Below are 18,773 nucleotides of genomic sequence, written 5' to 3'. Positions count from 1 at the left end.
ACCACCCAGGTCTCGCCTGCCTAGGAGCGAAGCACTGGCCCGCGGCGTTTGGCGATGCCGAATCCGGTGTACCCGAGGATGATGGCAAAGGCGAAACCGACGTAGCAGAACACCGCCCACGGGGCGTAGTCGAGAACGGAGACACCCAGCACACCGGCCATGTAGACGCCTGCCGAGGACCAGGGAATGAGTGGAACGACGACCGTGCCGGAGTCCTCGAGCGTGCGTGAGAGGTTCTTCGCGTCCAAACCCCGATCAGCATAGGCCTTTTTGAACAGTTCCCCCGGGACGATGATCGACAGATAGGAATTGCCGGTCACAACGGCCATCGTGATGCATGAGAGGACCGTGGAGAGGACGAGATCACCTGTGCGCTTCACGAACCTCAGCAGGGATCGGATGATGGTCTCGAGAGCACCGGACTTGGACATGATGCCGGCGAAGGCGAAAGCACTGAACGCGATGAGGATGACACCGGTCATCGACGCCATGCCGCCCTGGGACACCAACTCGACGACCTGAGGGTCCAGATTCTTCAGGGTCGAGGACCCGACCTCGAGCATGTCCGGGGTGAACCCGTCGACGGTGGAGGCGAAGATCGATTCGAGACTGACCTTCTGAAAGATCGCCGCGAGGACCCCAGCAACCAGTGAGGAACCGATGATCGTCGGAAGAGTGGGCAGTTTGAGAACCGCTCCGCCGAGGACGATGAGCATCGGCAGAAGCAGGAGGACATTGAAGGAGAAGAGACTGTCCAAGGTTCCCGTGACGGCAGTGATCTGATCCGAATCGGTTCCACCGGACTGCTGATTGATGCCGACGAACAGATAGAGCGCCAGCGCCACGACCGTGGCCGGGATCGTGGTGTAGAGCATGTGCCGAATGTGCTCCCACAAGGTGGTGCCGGCAGCGATCGGAGCCAGGTTCGTCGTATCCGAGAGCGGCGAGAGTTTGTCACCGAAGTACGCACCGGCGACGATCGCTCCGGCGGTCGCCGCCAGCGGTGCGTCCAAGCCCGCGGCGATTCCCATGAGGGCGACGCCCACGGTTCCCGCCGAACCCCACGACGTGCCGGTGATGACCGAGACGATCGCGGAGATGACGAAGGCGATGAGCACGATGAACTGTGCGCTGATGAGGCCCAAGCCGTAATAGATCATCATCGGAATGGTGCCCGCGATCATCCAGGTGCCGATGAGAATGCCGATGGAGATGAGCACGAGCAGCGCCGGCATCGCAGTATCGAGCTTCTCCCTGATCCCCAGGAGCATCTCTTCCCAGCCCAGCCCCATCCGCAGAGCCACCAGGCCGGCGATGATCGCAGAGAGGATCAGAAGCGGTTCGGGCGCGAGTCCGAGAACGCCGTAGCCCACAGCCAGCAGCACGAGCATCGCGACCAGGGGCACCAGTGACCAGCCCAAGGACGGGGGCTTCTCCTCGATGTCGTCGGGGAAAGTCGTCGTGTCGTGCTTGTGGCTCATTCGAAGGTTCCTCGGATCTGCGGGGCGCCGTTGCGAACGACCTCTCGCCCCCGGGCAAAGGCGAGCTGAATGGTGTGGCTGCCATCGGTGAGGAGGATGTCGGCATCCGCTCCGATACGCAGGCGTCCCTTGTGCTCGAGGCCGAGGACATCTGCCGTATTGGAGGTGACGAGGGAGATGGCCTGAGACAGTTCGACACCGGGCAGATCGGCACACGCCCACACCTGCTCATACAGAGTCGTCTGCTTGGCAACATCCATGCCGATGAGCCGTCCGTCGGAGTCGAACTCCGGCAGGCTGCCGTTGGCATCGGAGGAGAGAGTGAGACGGCTGAGGTCCCCGCCGAGATCGATGTAGCGTTGCAGCGACTGCGTCGTCGTCGACGAGGCCGTCATATCGACCATGGCGCCCTTGGCAGCCAGATCGACCGCGTCGGCCAGCAGCTCAGGGGACCGGGTGATGTGGGTGGCGTAGATGGCCTGCGGTGCGATCGGATAGTCGTCGAGGAGACGATGCAGCGGGGCCAGGCGGGTCGTGTAGGGGCCGACGTGGAAGTGGGTGATTCCGGCCTTGCCGGACAGCAGCCCACCGACATGAGACTGGCTGACGAGCTCGGCCAGAGCCTCGACGGTGGGTTGGAACGAACGGCGGTCCGAGATCGCAACCTCGCCGACACCGATGACCTTGTCGATGAGGACGACATCATCGACGACGGCACCGGTCAGGGTCCGTGCCGGGACCTGGTAGCTGCCCGTATAGATGAAGGTGGAGATGCCTTCGGTCTCGAGAGCTCGGGCCTTGGCGAGGAGGTCGGCGTGGCTGCGGGTGACTCCGTCGGTTCCCAGACAGCCGATGACGGTGGTGACTCCGGCGCGCACGATGTCGCTGACCACGATCTCGGGGGTGCGGTTGGCGTAGCCGCCTTCGCCTCCGCCACCGGAGATGTGGACATGAGGGTCGATGAAGCCTGGAGTGGCTGTGAGCCCCTGGGCATCGATGACGGTGGCGTTGGGAAGACCATCGAGCGCCTCGGCGGGGAGATCACCGATGAAGGTGATCTGCTGCCCTTCGATGAGGATGTCCTGCTTACCGAGTCGTTCCGGGGCGCAGATATCGGCACCGCGCAGCAATGTGACCATGTTCCGCCTTCTCCTTGCAGCTGTTATCCGGGGATGATTCCCTTGCCGTCGACCTGGGGAATCGCAGCCAGCAGCTTCGTCGTGTACGGGTGCTGAGGGCTGTCCCAGATCTGATCGGTCGGGGCGACTTCGACGATGCGCCCGGCTTCCATGACGGCGACGCGATCAGCGATGTCACGCACGACTGACAGATCATGACTGATGAAGATCATCGACGCCCCGGACTTGATCGCGAGATCGCGCATCATGCGTGCGATTCGGGCCTGCAGGAAGGCATCGAGGGAAGCGATCGGTTCATCACCGACGAGCACCTTCGGCCCGGCCGCCAGAGCTCGGGCGATCGCGATGCGCTGCCGCTGCCCGCCGGAGAACGAATGGGAGTAGCGCTGTGCTGCGTCGGACGGAAGATCGACCGCGTCGAGGAGTGATTCGACACTCCAGCGCCCGGAAGGGTCCAGAGCCAGCGCATCCTCGAGCTGGTCGCGAATTCGCCGACGGGGATTGAGCGAGGCATAGGGATTCTGGAAGACCATCTGAATGCCCAACAGGCGCGTGTCGCGCTTCTTCAGCCCCAGTGCCCTCACAGGACTGCCGTCGAAGGAGATCTGTCCTCCGGCCGGCTTCTCCAATCCGCAGATGAGCTTCGCCAGAGTGGACTTGCCGCAGCCCGATTCCCCGACGAGCCCGAGGACTTCGGAGCGGCCCAGCTGCAGTGAGACACCGTCGACGGCGCGGAAGCGACCCCCGCCGTCGAGCTTGTATTCGCACGATACGGAATCGAGTGTGAGCAGAGGTGTTTCAGCCGAACCGTGCTTCTCGTCCGCCTCGGTTGGGGTGTCATCGGTCGATGTCATCGGGCGACCTCCGCTCCCGGCAGTGATTCGATGAGTGAACGAGTGTATTCGTGCTCAGGCGCGGTGATCACCGTTTCTCGGTCGCCGGTTTCGACGACGACGCCGTTCTGCATCACCACGATGGTGTCGGCCACCGACGACAGCACCCCGAAGTCGTGGGTGACGAGAAGCACCGCGAGGTCGAGATCGTCGCAGAGCTCCCTGAGCAGTCGGAGAATGCCGGCCTGCACCGTGACGTCGAGCGCTGTAGTCGGTTCGTCGGCGATGAGGACCTTCGGATCGCAGATGATTGCTGAGGCGAATGCGATTCGCTGGAGTTGGCCGCCGGAGAACTGGTGGGGATACTTATGGATTGCCTCGTCCGGATGCGGAACTTTCGTCCGACCGAGGATATCGACGGCTTTCGCAAGGGCCTTCTTCTTCGGCATCTTCTGGTGATGTCGCAGATGATCGGTGATCTGATCGCCGACGGTGAGCATGGGGTGGAACGCTGAGGCGGGATCCTGAAACACCATGGACAGCTGCACCCCGCGGAGACGATTGTGCTGTTTCGCGGGCATACCGACGAGCTCAACACCGTCGAAGTCGATGCTTCCGCTCAGTTCGGCCCCGGCGGGGGAGAGGCCCATGATGGCCAACCCGGTCTGAGTCTTACCGGATCCCGAAGCTCCGGCGACGCCGGTGATGCGGCCTGCTTCAAGATCGAATGAGACATCTTTGAGGATGTGTGCGGTCGTCTTGCCTGTGGTGACGGACAGGTTGAGGCCGTTGATGCTGATCATGCTCATGAGGTCGTCTCACCCACTTCCTGGGCAGTGTGCGGATCGAGGCTGTCACGCAGACTGTCTCCGATGAAATTGAAAGCCATGACGATAGTGAGAATGCACAGGCCGGGGAAGAACGCGATCCACCACGCAGCGAACTGCGAAACGCCTTCACTGATCATGGCACCCCAGTCCGGTGTCGGTGGGACCGCACCCAGAGACAGGAACGACAGCCCAGCCATGGTCAGGATGGCAGAGCCGACATCGAGAGTGGCGAGGACGATCACCGGTGAGATGACGTTCGGAGCGATCTCACGCAGAAGGGACCTGCCTGCGCTGAATCCGAGGAGACGTCCGGCGATGACATATTCGCTGCTGTGCGCCGTCATCACCAGGGATCGGGTGACGCGGGCGTAAGACGGCCACGAAACGAGCAGGATCGCGATGATCGCATTCTTCAGGCCGGGTCCGAGCGCGGCGGCGATGACCATGGCCAGGATGATTGTTGGGAAGGCGAAGACGAGGTCGGCGATGCGCATGATGATCTCGTCGACGGCGCGGCCGAAGTAGCCGGCGATCGCACCGAGCACCGAGCCGAGGAGCGCAGAGCAGATGACGACGAACACAGCAGCAGGAAGAGTGGTCCTGGCGGCGACGACGATGCGTGAGAACACGTCGCGCCCGAGGGTGTCTGTGCCGAGGATGTTCTCAGCCCCCGGTCCAGTGAGCCGAGGGAAGTCCTGCGCCAGTGGATCGAACGGTGCGACAAGCGGCGCGAAGATCGCGAGAATCAACCAGATGACGAGGATGGCAGCTCCGACGAAACCGAGCGGAGTGCGCAGCGATTTCGGGAACCGGAACTGCCAGCGTTTCACTCCCGGGCCGAGGGGATCCCCGGTGGCTGCCTCGGTGCGGGTCGATCCGGTGGCGGGGTGTTTGGGAGAACCGATACTCATCGCACCCTCACTCTCGGATCGACGAAGCCGTAGATCAGGTCGACGATGAAGTTGACGAGAATGTAGACGATGCCGATGACGAGGCCAACTCCCATGATGACGGGGAGATCGAGCGTCGTCGCTCCGCGATACGCATACTGGCCGAGTCCGTTCCAGGCGAAGACCGTTTCGGTGAGGACCGCACCGGAGAGCAGGGACCCGAACGCGAGTCCGACGACGGTGATGATCGGGACCAGCGCTCCGCGGAAGATGTACTTGAACACCACCGTGCGGGTTGGCAGCCCCTTGGCTTTCGCCGCGGTGACGTAGTCGAATCTGATGATGTCGAGGACGCTGGATCGACTGAATCGGGTGAGCAGTCCGATGGTGAAGAGTGCGAGCACGCATGAAGGCAGAACGAGATGTCCGAGAGCGTTCGTGAAGGTCGCCATCTGTCCGGAGAACAGCGCATCCACGGTGTAGAGCCCAGTGACCTTCGGCGGCGGAGTGATCCACGGGTCGAGTCGGCCGGCGCCGGGGACTACCCGGAGTTTGAAGAAGAACACGAAGTAGGCGACCGTCGCGATCCAGAAGGTCGGTGCCGAGATGCCGATGAGGCTGAGTGTGCGAATTGCATGGTCGACGATCGTGTTCTGTCTGAGAGCGCTGAGGAGTCCGAGGAGCAGACCGACAACGACCGAGATGAGGATGGCGCCGATGCCGAGTTCGATAGAAGCAGGAAAGACCTGACCGATCGACTCCAGCACGGGCGTACGTGTCTGGTTGGACACTCCCAGATCACCGTGCAGAAGATTGCTCAGATACGTGAAGTACTGGACGATGAGCGGCTGGTCGAGTCCGAGCTTTTCCCGTGTCTGAGCGACGATCTCCGGGTCCGCCGCCGCCCGGTCGCCGAGGATCGCCGCGACCGGGTCGGTGGGGACGAGGTTGGTGAGCAGGAACGTCACCACGGTGACTCCCCAGATCAGGAGGATTGAGATTCCGATCCGGATGAGGATGAAGCGCAGCAGAGGGTGGAGCTTGGGCGGTTCGATCCGCTGCGCCGCGTCGTTTTCAGCAGGGCCGGGCGCAGCCGCATCGCGGGTGCCCTGTGGCACAGTGGAGGCTCCCGCCATCCTCACTCGGCCTTCGCGAAGTCGAATGAGGTGTCAGCGTTGGAGACGAACTTCTGGATGCTCGACCCGACGGCGACGGTGTCGACCGGCTGGACCAGTGGAATCCACACTCCGGTGTCCGTGGTCGCTTTGTACAGCTTCTTGTAGGCAGCGTCACGGTCACTGTCCTTGGCCTTCGACGCTTCTGCTGCAAGTTCTGCCAACTTGGGATCGGCGTCCTTTCCCCAGTTGACTCGTTCGGCGACGCTTCCGCCGGGGATGAAGACGTTGTAGTTCGTCGGGTCGGGAAAGTCGGCACCCCAGGTGCCGATGCCCATGGGCTGTTTGGCCGAGCGGAACCCGTCGAGTTGAGTCGAACTCGGCGCAGGCTTGAGATCGAGGTTGATGTCGGCCTCCTTCAGCTGTGCCTGCAGGGTCTCCGCCAGCTGAGCCAGATCAACGCCGTTGACGGACTGATCGCTCGGGTAGTGGAAGGGGATCTTCTCCCCGTCGTAACCGGCCTTCTTCAGAAGGGCCTTTGCCTTGGCGAGGTCACGTTCAGGAGCGTCGTCCTTCGATACTGCGCCGACGAATTCGTTCGGCACGAGGCTGGCCATGCGCTGCGATCCCTCTCCCGCGAGATCGATGAGCTTGTCATAGTCGATCGCGGCCATCACAGCCTTGCGGAAGTTCGGATCGGCGGCGGGCCCGCCGAGCTTCTCATCGGTGTTGTTGAAGATGTAGAGGCTGCGTGTCGACGGCAGGCTCGAGATCTTTCCCATCGACTCGTCGATCTGCTTCGCCTGATCGGCGTTGAGATCGTAGGCAACCTGAGCCTGACCGGACTGGATATCGGTCAGTTGGGTTTCGGCGGAGACGTTGCGCAGAACCACCCGCTTGAATTTCGGCTTCGGGCCGCTGTAGTGCTCGTTCGCCGTCAGCACCACCTGGCTGTCGGCATCGTACTTCTCAACCTTGTACGGTCCCGACCCTTGGGAGTTCTCGTTGAGGAACTGTTCGGCACCGTCGTTCTCATCCGTCGTTCCCTCGTTGTCTTTGACGACCTTCGAATTCACGATGCCGATCGAAGCGTTCGGCAGGATGTAAGGCAAGGCCGGATTGGGATCCTTGCTGATCAGCTTCACAGTTTCGTCATCGACCTTCTTCACCTTCACTCCATCGAGGAAGAAGGAGGGGTTGCCCTTGATGCCCTGGAGTCGCTCGAAGGAGAAGACGATGTCATCGACCGTGACCGGATCACCATTGGAGAATTTCGCATCCTTGTCCTTGAGGGTGAGCGTCATCTCCTTGTCGTCATCGGACATCTCGAATGAGCAGAGACCGTCGGTCGGTTTGGTCAGGTCACCGTCTTCGAACTCGAGCGCCGTCTGGTAGACGGCATTGTCAATGGTGGAGCCGGTGAACTCGAACTGTCGATGAGGGTCGATCGTCTTGAGATTGAACGCTGTCTCCGCGACGATCGTGTCGCCGGCGCCCCCGGAGCCGTCAGAACCGCCGCTGCAGGCGGCAAGGCCCGCAGTCAGCGCGAGAGTCGAACAGATTGCCACGAAATTGCGGGTCAGACGCTTCATTGTGATCTCCCAAACGTTCAGTGTTGTAGGTCACACTAGAGTTGAAACGCTGGTTGTGCAATTCAACTTGCCACAACATTGTGGGGTTTCTGCTGTGGGCTTCCGCCAACGTCGCACCGGGCGAAACGGAGTCGTGTGCAATTGCCCCTTCCACCGCCGAATCCGCGCTTTCGCGTTCGGCCTGCGACCGTGTTCATGTCGATCACCCACCGACCCGGTCCAACCCGAGGGGCGCATCGGTGTCGGCAAGCGTACGAGCGACCGCCTCGGCGTCCCAGTCGGTGCGGTCCCTGTCCGGGATGGCTTCGGACAGGACGGTCTTCCAAGCGTTGTGCCATTGGGTGGGGAAGGCGCGTTTGAGCAGATCGAGCATGATCGGCATCGCCGTCGATGCTCCGGGGGACGCGCCCAGCAGACCCGAGATCGACCCGTCGGCGGAGACGACGAGTTCCGTGCCCTGCTGGAGGATCCCGATCCGTGTGGGATCCGGTCTGACCAGCTGTGCTCTCTGCCCTGCGGGAATGAGCGTCCATTCGTTCTGACGCGCCTGGGGGAAATACCGTCGCAGCTGGGCGAACTTTCGGGTGGGACCGGCCGCCAGCTCCTTGACGAGGAAAGCGACGAGATCAAGATTCTGCACACCGGCCGCGGCGAGGACGTGCAGATTGTCCCATCGCAGTGTGGTGAAGAAATCGGTGAGTCGACCGTGCTTGAGCAGCTTCGTGCTGAAGGTCGCATACGGGCCGAAGAGCAGATGCTCCCGCCCGTCGACGACTCGTCGATCGAGGTGCGGCACCGACATCGGCGGGGCGCCGACATCGGCCTGACCGTAGACCTTCGCCTGGTGCCGGGCGACCACGGCCGGTGTCGAGCACCGGTAGAACGCGGCCCCGACCGGAAGGACGGCATAGCCGCGGACTTCAGGAACCTTCGCCTTCTGCAGAAGTCGCAGGGCGAACCCGCCGGCTCCGACGAAGACGGTCTTCGCCCGCACCCGGAATCTCCCGGCCGGTGACGCACCGGTGATCTGCCAGCCCGTCCCGGTGCGGTTGAGCCCATTGACTTCGTGACCGGTGCGCACCTCACCGGAGGCCGATGCGATGATCCTCGTCAGTGCACGAGTGAGTGCGCCGAAGTCGATATCCGTGCCTCGAGGATGGCGCGCGGCCGCCATCGGCTCACCGGTATCCGGTCGTCCGTCCATGGTCAGCGGCGCCCACTCGGCGATGACCTCGGGATCCTCGGTGTACTCCATGTCCGCAAACAGGGGGTCAGCGCGCAGGGTCGTCACCCGCGTACGCAGGTAGGCGACATCCTCGGCGCCGAAGACGAGATTCATATGCGTGGACGGATGGATGAACTCATTCGGCTCGAGCAGGCCCAGACGCACGAGATGCGCCCACCATTGCCGGCAGAGGTGGAACTGCTCGGCGATCGAGGCCGCCTTCGACCCGTCGGCGGGATCCGGCATGTAATTGAGTTCGCAGAAGCCCGAATGCCCGGTTCCGGCGTTGTTCCAGGGATCGCTGCTCTCTGCGGCGATGTCCTCGGCGCGTTCGAGCATGAGAATGCGCCACTGTGGTTCGAGCAGAGCGAGCATCGAGCCCAGGGTCGCTGACATGATGCCGCCGCCGATGAGCACGACATCGGCGGCGGGAAGGGACGTGGAAGAAGCGGTGTGCGTTGTCATGTTTTCACCATGCGCCTCCCGGAATCATCCGTCCAATGAGCGGTTGGAATTGTATGATCCGAATATGGAACAGTCATCTGAACCTCGCGGTGTCCCGCTGGCGGCGCTGCGGGAATTGGTCGCGTTGGCCGACGAGGACGGGCATCTGACCGACGCGGCCGCGTCGCTCGGCATCCCGCAGTCGACGATGAGCCGGCGCATCCACAGCCTCGAGTCCCGCCTCGGCGTGCCGTTGACCGTCCCGCGGGGCAGAGCCATCGGTCTCACCGACGCGGCCAGGGATCTTGTTGCGGCGGTGCGCACACCCCTGCGTGAGATCCACACGGCACTGGCCGACACCGCCGAGGTGGCCGATCCCGAGCATGGGACGATCCGATTCGGATTCCCGCTGACGATGGGCGCCGGTGAGGTCCCCGACCTGCTGGCCGCTTTCAACCGGGCCCATCCGGGCATCCGGCTCGACCTCAAACAGGCCCACGGAGCCGAACTCGTCGCCGATCTGCAACGCGGTGCCCTCGACCTGGCGATCATCATCCCGGCCCCGCCGGAGGTTCCGCACGAGATCCTCGCCAGCCAATCGGTCGTCGCCGCCGTGCCTGCCGACCATCCTCTGGCCGAGCGGAAGCAGACCACCGTGGCCGAGCTGGCGGGAGAGGAATTCATCTCCACTCCCGCGAGCTACAACCTGCGGACGCTGACCGACCGATGGTGTGCAGCCGCCGGTTTCGTCCCGCAGGTGAAGATCGAGGTCACGGAATTCTCGACGATCCGCGAATTCGTCGGCCGGGGGATGGGTGTGGCGCTCATTCCGCGTGCCGGGCGTCCGGTGGACACCATCACCGAGGTGGAGCTGCGGGGGCCCGGCTACGTCCGGGAGATCGCCCTGTGCTCGGCGGTGCGCCGGCCCGGCCGCGTGGTGACCCGCCTGCGTGACTTCGTCCGTGAACAATCGGCCGGCTGGGCCCGACAGGACGGGCCCGAAGGCTGACCGACGACAGAGAAAGCCCAGGGGCTGACTGACGGCTGAGAACCTGCTTGCCGCCGGTGCAGACCGGCGGCAGGGTGCGGTCGGGTCGGGTCAGGCGCGCGAGCGGGCGAGCAGATACACGAAGTAGGGGGCACCGATGAGGGCGACGATGAGCCCGGCCGGAATCTGTGCGGGAGCGATGACGGTCCGACCCAGTGCGTCGGCGACGACGAGCCCCACCGCGCCGAGGATCATCGCAGTGGGTACGACTCGCAGATGTCGGCTGCCGACGAGAGCACGGGCGGCGTGCGGAGCGACGAGACCAATGAACCCGACGACCCCGACCGCCGAGACGCTCACGGCCGCGAGGACGGCGGCAGTGATGAGCACGCTCAAGCGCACCGGTTCGCGGGCAACACCGACCAGTCGAGGAGTGTCGTCATCGAGGGCGAGCAGATCGAGCTCTCGAGTCCACACGAATGCCACCGGGATCGCGATGAGCAGAACCACGGCGACGGGCGCGACATCGGCCCACACCCGGCCGTACGTGGAACCGGACAGCCAGGTGAACAGGGCGGGGGTGTCCCAGGGGTTCGCGCGGACGAGGAACAACGTGGTCAGCGCGGTGAATCCGAACCACAGGCCGATGCCGACGAGCACGAGACGGTCGGTGTTCATCCCGCCCCGCCACGACAGGCCGTAGACGATCGCGAAGGCCACGAGTGCACCGGCGATGCCGACGGCGGAGACGAGCCCGACCCCTGCACCCGGGATCACGGTGACGACGATGACCGCGCCCAGACCGGCCCCGCCCGTGATGCCGAGCAGACCGGGTTCGGCCAGAGGATTGCGGGCGCTGGCCTGGACGAGTGTGCCCGAAAGCCCGAGAGCGGCACCTGCGGCCAGCGCCGCCGCGACCCGCGGAGACCGCGAATCGAACGCGAAATCGATGACCGGCGCCGCCCGATCCTGCAGCCACAGAAGGACATCACCGAGGAGGTAGAGCCGTTCCCCGACGAGCAGCCCGAGTATCGAGACGACGAGGAGCAGCACGGCACCGGCACCGATGACGAGACCGGCTCGCCGGGGACCGATCACCGTCGACCGTGCCGCAGACGTCGCCTGCGCGGGTGTCGACGCGCGCAGCGTCCGGACGAGGAGGACGAGCACGATGGCGCCGAGGATCGTCGTCGTCATCCCGGACGGCAGGGTGATCGCGGCAGTGGTGCCGATGATCGCCCGCAGCACCGCATCGGCGAGGATGACGATGATCGCCCCGATGAGCCCGGCCGCGGGAATGAGCACGGCATGCCGGGCGAGGATCGGGAAGGCCTTGGCAAGCAGCCGGGCAATGACGGGAGCGCAGAGCCCGACGAAGCCGATCGGTCCGGCCAGGGTCACCGCCGTAGCGGTGAGGACGACGGCGAGAAGGATCCCGATGGCCCGAGTGGATCGGACCGAGACTCCCAACGCGGAGGCCGCATCATCGCCGAGTCCGAGCAGATCCAAACGCCGGGACAGGGCGATCGCCGCGACGAGGATGAGCGCGATGACCGGGATGCTGCGCAGGGCCGCGGTGCCATCGAGCTGATTGAGGGTTCCTGAACCCCACGCGAAGAGACTCGTCGTCTCCTCGGAGAAGAGGATGAGCAGCGCCGAGGTGCCCGCTTGCAGGGCCATCGCCGTCGCCGTTCCGGCCAGGACCAGACGCGTCGTCGACGACCCCGCACCGCCGGCGAGTCCGAGCACGAGGGCTGCGGCGAGCAGACCGCCGAGGAACGCGACCCCGCCCGAGGCCCACATGGGGATGCTGATCCCGAAGGCGGTGACCACGGTGACGGCGAAATAGGATCCGCCGGTGACCGCAAGGGTATCCGGAGAGGCCAAGGGGTTGCGCGCCAGGGATTGGAACAGCGCCCCGGCGATGCCGAGAGCGATTCCGACGAGGATGCCCGCCCCCACGCGCGGCAGCCGCGACCCGAGGACGATGTCACGGACACCGGGTCCCGCCTCGGCGAGGGGAGAATCCGACCCGATGAGGGAGGCCAGCAGATCCCGGACGCCGATTCCCGAGGTGCCCTGGGTGATGTGCCAGATCGAGAGGAGGGCGAGGACGATGATGAGCCCGAGCAGAACCCCGGCGGCTGACAACGCACCGACGACCCCGCCGCGCCGACTGGCAACGGTCGGCGCCGCCGGTTCCCGGCCTGCGTGCGGGGTCATCGTGGGTGCGGTCGCGGTCATGGACTACTTCGTCAGCGCGTCGACGTAGGCGTTGAGGACCTGTTCGGAGGACTTCGGTCCGCCGAAGGTCCAGATTCCGGCCGGGAAAGCGGTGACGCGGTCCTCCTGGACGGCAGGGATGTTCGCCCAGATGTCGTTCTTCTTCAGCAAGTCGACGTAATCCTCGGACTCGGGGTCCTCGGTGCCGGTGTAGAAGAAGTTCGCCTCGCCGACCTTCGCGATGCCCTCGACGTCGGTCTGTCCCAGCCCGTACGCGGGGTCGACTTCGCCGGTCCACGCGTTCTTCAGACCCAGTTCCTCGCCGAGCTCACCGATGAGCGAACCCTGCCCGAAGGGACGCAGCGCAACGTTCGAGCCGTTGACCCAGCCGTCGAAGTAGACGAATTCCGTGGTCTCCGGCTTCGCCTCGGCGATGGTCTTCTTCGCGTCCTGGAGCTCGGCGTCGAAGTCGCTGAGCACGGCTTCGGCGCGTTCGGTGCGGCCGGTCGCCTCGGCAACGGTGGTGAACGTGTCCTTCATGTATTTGACCGGGTCGTCTCCGTTCGCACCGGCCATTGCCATGACGGGGATTCCCTGGTCCTCGAGCTGCCCGACGATCTTGTCCTTGCGGTTCGCCGTCTCGATGATGACGAGATCCGGGTCGGCCGAGAGGATCGACTCGACATTGGGTTCCTGACGAGTACCCACGTCGGTGGTGGATTCGGGCAGCGCTTCTGCAGTGTCCCACGTGGTGAATCCCTTGACGTCGGCCGCTGCGACAGGGTCGACGCACAGGGTGAGCAGATCCTCGGTGTACTGCCACTCGAGCGAGACGACCTTCGTCACCGGCTTGTCGAGGGAGACCTCGTGGCCGGTGTCATCGGTGACCGTGACCGGATCCGTCGAGGTGGTGGTCGAGTCGTCCTGGCACGAGGCCGAGGACTGCGACTGCGCGTCTGCGGGGGCGTCGGTCTGCGTGGTCCCGCACCCGGTCAGAGCGAGGGCGCAGATTGCCGTCGCCGAGGCGAACGCAGCGAATGCGGAACGGGGCAGGGGTGTTGTCGTCATGGTCTTCTCTCTGGTGAGCCGATGAATGATCGGACGGTCTCGGTTTTCGGTCGGTGAGGTGATTCGGCTGGGGGCGCCTGGGTTCAGACGCCGGCGCGGCGGCGTCGCCGGTGGAGGGCTTCGACCCTGACCAGCCCTGTGTCGTCGTCGATGCGAGTGGAGATGGGCAGGCCGTAGACCTCGCTGAGGACTTCGGCGGTGAACACGCCCTCGCAGGTGCCGGCCGCGCGAATGCGTCCCCGATCGAGCAGGACCACGTGATCGGCCACCGTGGCGGCATGCCCGAGGTCGTGGAGGACGACGCCGACGGCGATGCCGTGGTCGTCGGCGAGTTCGCGCATGAGGTCGAGGATCTCCGCCTGGTAGCGCAGGTCGAGATGGTTGGTCGGTTCGTCGAGTAGGAGCACGCCGGTGTCCTGAGACAGGCAGGTGGCCAGCCACACGCGCTGGAGTTCGCCGCCGGAGAGCTGATCGACGGGCCGATCGGCCATGTCCGTGGTGCCGGTGAGGGTCAGTGCCCGGTCGATGGCGCTGCGATCTGCATCCGTGAGCCCGGCGAAGCGCTTCCGATGCGGGTGCCGACCGAAGGTGACGACTTCACGGACGCTGACTCCGCTCGGATGCGGGCGCGACTGCGAGAGCAGAGTGACGGTCCGGGCGAATTCCTTGGCTGTCAGGGCGGCGGCGTCGGTGGTGGAACCGGCGGCGGCACTGCTGCCTGCTTCGGCAGCTGCGCCTGCTTCGGCGCCGCGGGTTTCGGCACCGGCGGCATTGCCAGCGGCGCTGATGACGACATCGCCCGCGGCGATCGGGTGGAGGCGAGCCAAAGAGCGCAGCACGGTCGATTTGCCCGAGCCGTTGGGGCCGAGGAGAGCCGTCACCTGTCCGGGGACGATCGACAGGCTGACATCGTGGACGACCTCGGTCCGGTCATACTTCAGGAGCAGCCCTGAGGCGGTCAATGCAGTCACGTTCACAAATGCTTAGCCTAACCTAATTAGCTGCGTGCGGTCGCGGGTTCGCGTCTACGGAGGTCCACAGACCGGCGCAATCGCCGTCCGTTGGTGCGGTATGACTTCGCGTTTGCCGAGGTGAAAGCGGTGGAACGGCACCGCGAGCGTGCTATGAGTCACTTATGTCAGTGGCGAAAGATATGGTGGGCACTCGCCCGTAGGATGGGGATGAGATGAGGAGGTGCAGATGAGATTCATCGCCACGGGGGACTGGCAGTTGGGCATGACGGCACACTTCCTCAGCGCGGAGGCCCGCCCGCGGTTCCACCGCGCCCGACTCGATGCCGTCTCGCGCATCGGCGCGCTCGCCGCGGAGAGGGGAGCGGAGTTCGTCCTCGTCTGCGGCGACGTCTTCGAAACCAATCAGCTCGACCGGGCCATCATCGCCCGCACCTTCGAAGCGCTCGCCTCGTGCCCGGTTCCCGTCGTCCTGCTGCCCGGCAACCATGACCCCTTGGACGCAGCGTCGATCTACGACTCCTCGGCCTTCACGCGGAGAGTGCCCGCCCACGTTCATGTGCTCCGGGACAGTGAGCCCTTCGAAGTGATCCCGGGAACCGAGATCGTCGGAGCTCCGTGGTTCTCCAAACACCCCCAGGGCGATCTTGTCGCCGCCGCTGCCGCAGACCTCACCGAGGTGGCCCCCGGCTCCGTCCGCATCATCGCCGGTCACGGCGCCGTGAGCGTTCTCAATCCTGACCGGGATTCCGTCGCGACCATCGACACCGACCATCTGCGGACCCTGCTGCGCGAGAACCGTGCCCAGTTCATCGCCCTCGGCGATCGGCACGCCACCTATGAGGTCGCCGAACGGATCTGGTACCCCGGTGCCCCCGAAGTCACCTCGCGCCGTGAAGACGACCCCGGCAATGTCCTCCTCGTCGACATCGACCCGGACACCCATGAGGCCGAGGTCGAAAAGATCGCGCTCGGCACCTGGACATTCACAGTCGTCGAAGCCGATCTCAACTCCGCCGACGATGTCGACGCGCTCGAACAGCGACTCAACGCTGTGGCCGACAAAGACAAGACCGCGGTGTGGCTCGTCCTGCGCGGCACTCTGCCGACGGCCGCGAAAGCCAGGCTCGATGAGATCCTCGAGCATTTCACCGACCTCTTCGCCCTCGTCTCCTGGTGGGAGAGGCACACTGATCTCGCCGTCATCGCCGCAGACGAGGACTTCGCCGACCTGGGACTGAGCGGATACCTGCAGGAGACGCTCGACGAGCTCTCCGCTCGCGCCACGGCCGATGACGACTCAGCCCTGGCGGCCCAGGACGCACTCGGCCTGCTCTACCGATTCGCCAGGAGCAACTCATGAGACTCCACTCGATCCGCCTCGTCAACTATCGTGGCATCGCCGAGGCCACCGTCGAATTCGGTTCCGGGGTGACGATCGTCGAAGGTCCGAACGAGATCGGCAAATCCTCGATCCACCAGGCCATCACCCAGCTGCGAGAAGACAAAGCCAGCTCCCGCAAAGCCAGCGTCAAGGAGACCCAGCCCGTCGGCTCCGACGTCGGCCCCGAAGTCGAGCTGCACCTGACGACCGGCGAATACGAAGTCCGCTACAGCAAACGCTGGCTCAAACAGTCCTTCACCGAGCTGAACATCCTGCGCCCCGTCCCGGAACAGCTCAGCGGCGACGAAGCCCACGAACGGTTCCTCGCCATCCTCGACGACACCGTCGACGTGGATCTGCTCGACGCCCTCGACGTCGCGCAGGGCAGAAGCCTGGCTCAAGCCTCATTGGCCGAGATCAAAGCCCTGCACGGTGCACTGAACGAATCGGGAGAAGAACCGGCCGACCACGACGCCTTCCTCAACCGGGTCGAGGCCGAATACGGCAAACACTTCACCGCCAGGGGCAAAGAGACCGGCGAATTGAAGAGGCTCGGCGAGGAATTCCCGGCAGCCGAGGAGCTGTATGAGAACCTGGTCGCCCGCAGCGAGGACATGGATGCGCTCATCGACCGGCATGCCCGCGCCACTGACCGGCTGAACAGCGTGAATGAGCAGCTGAAGGCGGCAGTCACCGAAAGGGCAGAAGCCGAAGAAGCCTCCCAAGCGCTGTCCGGACTCAAGGCCGAACTCGACAGAGCCCGCGAGTCGGCAGAGTCCGCGCAGCGCGAAGAGCAGCGAGCGGTCGAAGCCAGGGACCGTCGTCAGGAACTCATCACCGAGACCACGGCCGCGCAGAAAGCCCTCCAGGCTGCCGAAGCGGACCGTGACAAAGCCGTGAGTGCCGAAAGCGAACACGACACCGAATTCGCAGAGGCACAGAACGAGCTGGAAGCGAAGCAGAATACGCTCGACGAGGCGCGACACGAGTCGAAGACGGCATCGGCGAACCTCGCTCGAGCCCGCGCCCGCCGCGAGGTCAGCGAACTGCGCCGACGTCTGAGGAACATCCGCGAACAGGAGCAGAAAGCGACCGAAGCGAAGGCGAACATTGGATCGATCTCCGTCACCGCCGCCGATGTCGACCGTCTCAGCAGCCTCGTCACCGAGGTGCGGATCGCGGAGAAGACGAAGACTGCCGCTGCCGCGCAGATCGTCGCCACCCGTCTCGGCGCGAGGAGCGTCAGCATCGACGGCACAGCACTGTCAGCAGACTCGACCGAAGAATTCGCCGTCGTCAAAGACATGCGGATCATCATCGATGAGGCCGCCGACATCACTGTGCGCCCCGGCCAGTCACCGGCCGAGCTCGACCGGGCGGTCGATTCCGCGCAGACCGCGCTCGATGCCGAACTCGACCGGCTCGGGGTCGACACCCTCGCCGAGGCGCGTGAGCGCGCCGATGTGCGCACCGCAGCCGAAGCGGTTCTGGCCGAAGCGAACTCCACCCTGCGTGTGCTCATCGGCGACGACGACCGAGCCGGACTCGATGCGGCGCTGTCTCGAGCCGAACTGCTGGCCGGTGACTCGGCAGACGAGAACAACGGCGATGAAGATTCCGTCGAAGACCTCGAAAAGGCCGTTGAAAGGGCAACAGCACACGGTGAGAGTGCACAGGAAGCCGTCGAGTCCGCGCGGGCGGCGCTCGATCGCACTCGCGTCGATCGAGACGAGGCGCGAGTCGCGGCGGTTCGCGCCCAGGCCCACTTCGAGCAGGCGTCGACGACCCTGAAGACCCTCACCACCCGACTCGCGTCTGAGCGAGAAGCGAAATCCGACGAGGCACTCGAGGTCGCGGTCACGAGCGCGGCAGAGCATTCGGAGGAACTTGCGACTGCTGCGGCGTCGGCTCGTGCACGATACGAGGCGGCGGATCCGGAGACCCTGGAGATGCGGCTGCAGAATGCCGTTCAGCTGCTCGAGAGCAAACAGAAGCAGCAGGACTCCGACCGGCAGGAAGTCGACCGTCTCTCGGCACTCATCGATGACCGGGCCGGGGAGGGCATCTACGATCAGCTCAAAGCGGCGGAGGAGAAGCTCGAATCGCTGCGATCGGACCTCAACCGAGTACGTCGTCAAGCCGAAGCGATCCGGTTGCTCAAGGAGACCGTGCTCGCGCACAAGGAAGAAGCGCAGCGGAAGTACGTGGCCCCGTTCAAGGAGCAGATCGAACGCCTCGGCCGGGTGATCTTCGGTCAAGGACTGTCGGTGGAGATCTCCGAGGACCTCGAGATCGTCTCTCGCACACTCAACGGCCGCACAGTCGCCTTCGACTCGCTGTCGGGCGGGACGAAGGAGCAGCTGGCTCTCATCGGCCGACTCGCCGTGGCCACGCTTGTCGACGAGAGCTCGGGTGCTCCGGTCATCCTCGACGACGCGTTCGGCTTCTCCGATGAGAAGCGGTTGGCCGCGCTCAACGTCATCCTCGGCAATGTCGGCCGCAACGCTCAGGTCATCCTGCTCACCTGCCAGCCCGACCGTTTCGGGAGCATCGGCGGTGCGGAGACCGTCAGCCTGACCTGAGGTCGGCC

14 protein-coding genes are annotated in these 18,773 nt (G+C 64.7%); 3 read left to right on the top strand and 11 right to left on the bottom strand.

Annotated features, from left to right (window positions below; all coding sequences use genetic code 11):
• Positions 1 to 20: 20 nt before the first annotated feature.
• The 8 genes from nhaC to mqo all read right to left on the bottom strand — a co-directional run bounded on the left by nhaC (position 21) and on the right by mqo (position 9,570).
• The gene (gene nhaC, locus ACSE4D_RS02295; RefSeq protein ID WP_436326628.1) at positions 21 to 1,481 is read right to left on the bottom strand and encodes a Na+/H+ antiporter NhaC; all 1,461 of its coding nucleotides are present in this window, start codon (positions 1,479 to 1,481) and stop codon (positions 21 to 23) included.
• A complete protein-coding gene (gene iadA / locus ACSE4D_RS02290; RefSeq protein ID WP_436326627.1) occupies positions 1,478 to 2,620 on the bottom strand; it encodes a beta-aspartyl-peptidase in 1,143 nt (380 codons plus the stop codon). Before iadA ends, nhaC begins: the two co-directional genes overlap by 4 nt.
• A 23-nt stretch (positions 2,621 to 2,643) precedes the next feature.
• A complete protein-coding gene (locus ACSE4D_RS02285; protein WP_425119981.1) occupies positions 2,644 to 3,474 on the bottom strand; it encodes an ABC transporter ATP-binding protein in 831 nt (276 codons plus the stop codon).
• Positions 3,471 to 4,262, bottom strand: coding sequence for an ABC transporter ATP-binding protein (locus ACSE4D_RS02280; protein ID WP_135537964.1), 792 nt, complete (start codon positions 4,260 to 4,262; stop codon positions 3,471 to 3,473). The genes ACSE4D_RS02285 and ACSE4D_RS02280 overlap by 4 nt, the downstream gene beginning before the upstream one ends.
• Entirely contained in the window at positions 4,259 to 5,194 is a 936-nt protein-coding gene (locus tag ACSE4D_RS02275) for an ABC transporter permease (RefSeq protein WP_436326626.1), read from the bottom strand. The genes ACSE4D_RS02280 and ACSE4D_RS02275 overlap by 4 nt, the downstream gene beginning before the upstream one ends.
• Positions 5,191 to 6,291: an ABC transporter permease gene (locus tag ACSE4D_RS02270; protein ID WP_436326625.1), complete on the bottom strand. Its 1,101-nt coding sequence runs from the start codon at positions 6,289 to 6,291 to the stop codon at positions 5,191 to 5,193. The genes ACSE4D_RS02275 and ACSE4D_RS02270 overlap by 4 nt, the downstream gene beginning before the upstream one ends.
• Positions 6,292 to 6,311: 20 nt before the next feature.
• A complete protein-coding gene (locus ACSE4D_RS02265; RefSeq protein ID WP_436326624.1) occupies positions 6,312 to 7,880 on the bottom strand; it encodes an ABC transporter substrate-binding protein in 1,569 nt (522 codons plus the stop codon).
• 202 nt (positions 7,881 to 8,082) lie between these two features.
• Positions 8,083 to 9,570, bottom strand: coding sequence for a malate dehydrogenase (quinone) (mqo, locus tag ACSE4D_RS02260; protein WP_436326623.1), 1,488 nt, complete (start codon positions 9,568 to 9,570; stop codon positions 8,083 to 8,085).
• Positions 9,571 to 9,634: 64 nt separating this feature from the next.
• Between mqo and ACSE4D_RS02255 the strand changes: the two genes are divergently transcribed.
• Complete coding sequence (locus ACSE4D_RS02255) at positions 9,635 to 10,558, top strand: LysR family transcriptional regulator (RefSeq protein WP_436326622.1); 924 nt, start codon at positions 9,635 to 9,637, stop codon at positions 10,556 to 10,558.
• A gap of 90 nt (positions 10,559 to 10,648) precedes the next feature.
• Here ACSE4D_RS02255 and ACSE4D_RS02250 read toward each other — a convergent pair whose 3' ends face one another.
• The 3 genes from ACSE4D_RS02250 to ACSE4D_RS02240 form a co-directional block, all read right to left on the bottom strand.
• Positions 10,649 to 12,781 carry an iron ABC transporter permease gene (locus ACSE4D_RS02250; protein WP_436326621.1) on the bottom strand — a complete coding sequence of 711 codons (2,133 nt, stop codon included), beginning with the start codon at positions 12,779 to 12,781 and terminating at the stop codon, positions 10,649 to 10,651.
• Between the two features lie 3 nt (positions 12,782 to 12,784).
• On the bottom strand, positions 12,785 to 13,828 hold the full coding sequence (locus tag ACSE4D_RS02245; protein WP_436326620.1) for an ABC transporter substrate-binding protein: 1,044 nt from the start codon (positions 13,826 to 13,828) through the stop codon (positions 12,785 to 12,787).
• Between the two features lie 83 nt (positions 13,829 to 13,911).
• A complete protein-coding gene (locus ACSE4D_RS02240; protein ID WP_436326619.1) occupies positions 13,912 to 14,799 on the bottom strand; it encodes an ABC transporter ATP-binding protein in 888 nt (295 codons plus the stop codon).
• Between the two features lie 229 nt (positions 14,800 to 15,028).
• Between ACSE4D_RS02240 and ACSE4D_RS02235 the strand changes: the two genes are divergently transcribed.
• Positions 15,029 to 16,162 carry a metallophosphoesterase family protein gene (locus tag ACSE4D_RS02235; RefSeq protein ID WP_135537975.1) on the top strand — a complete coding sequence of 378 codons (1,134 nt, stop codon included), beginning with the start codon at positions 15,029 to 15,031 and terminating at the stop codon, positions 16,160 to 16,162.
• Positions 16,159 to 18,765 carry an AAA family ATPase gene (locus ACSE4D_RS02230; RefSeq protein ID WP_436326618.1) on the top strand — a complete coding sequence of 869 codons (2,607 nt, stop codon included), beginning with the start codon at positions 16,159 to 16,161 and terminating at the stop codon, positions 18,763 to 18,765. Before ACSE4D_RS02235 ends, ACSE4D_RS02230 begins: the two co-directional genes overlap by 4 nt.
• Positions 18,766 to 18,773: the final 8 nt, after the last annotated feature.

This window comes from Brevibacterium sp. FAM 27836, assembly GCF_051351055.1.
Classification (GTDB): Bacteria; Actinomycetota; Actinomycetes; order Actinomycetales; family Brevibacteriaceae; genus Brevibacterium.
This window is presented reverse-complemented; position numbering and strand designations above follow the sequence as displayed.

Bases quoted from the DNA above. Each gene is read 5' to 3' on its own strand.
- nhaC (WP_436326628.1), bottom strand. From the start codon at position 1,481: ATGAGCCACAAGCACGACACGACGACTTTCCCCGACGACATCGAGGAG.
- iadA (WP_436326627.1), bottom strand. From the start codon at position 2,620: ATGGTCACATTGCTGCGCGGTGCCGATATCTGCGCCCCGGAACGACTC.
- ACSE4D_RS02285 (WP_425119981.1), bottom strand. From the start codon at position 3,474: ATGACATCGACCGATGACACCCCAACCGAGGCGGACGAGAAGCACGGT.
- ACSE4D_RS02280 (WP_135537964.1), bottom strand. From the start codon at position 4,262: ATGAGCATGATCAGCATCAACGGCCTCAACCTGTCCGTCACCACAGGC.
- ACSE4D_RS02275 (WP_436326626.1), bottom strand. From the start codon at position 5,194: ATGAGTATCGGTTCTCCCAAACACCCCGCCACCGGATCGACCCGCACC.
- ACSE4D_RS02265 (WP_436326624.1), bottom strand. From the start codon at position 7,880: ATGAAGCGTCTGACCCGCAATTTCGTGGCAATCTGTTCGACTCTCGCG.
- mqo (WP_436326623.1), bottom strand. From the start codon at position 9,570: ATGACAACGCACACCGCTTCTTCCACGTCCCTTCCCGCCGCCGATGTC.
- ACSE4D_RS02255 (WP_436326622.1), top strand. From the start codon at position 9,635: ATGGAACAGTCATCTGAACCTCGCGGTGTCCCGCTGGCGGCGCTGCGG.
- ACSE4D_RS02250 (WP_436326621.1), bottom strand. From the start codon at position 12,781: ATGACCGCGACCGCACCCACGATGACCCCGCACGCAGGCCGGGAACCG.
- ACSE4D_RS02245 (WP_436326620.1), bottom strand. From the start codon at position 13,828: ATGACGACAACACCCCTGCCCCGTTCCGCATTCGCTGCGTTCGCCTCG.
- ACSE4D_RS02235 (WP_135537975.1), top strand. From the start codon at position 15,029: ATGAGATTCATCGCCACGGGGGACTGGCAGTTGGGCATGACGGCACAC.
- ACSE4D_RS02230 (WP_436326618.1), top strand. From the start codon at position 16,159: ATGAGACTCCACTCGATCCGCCTCGTCAACTATCGTGGCATCGCCGAG.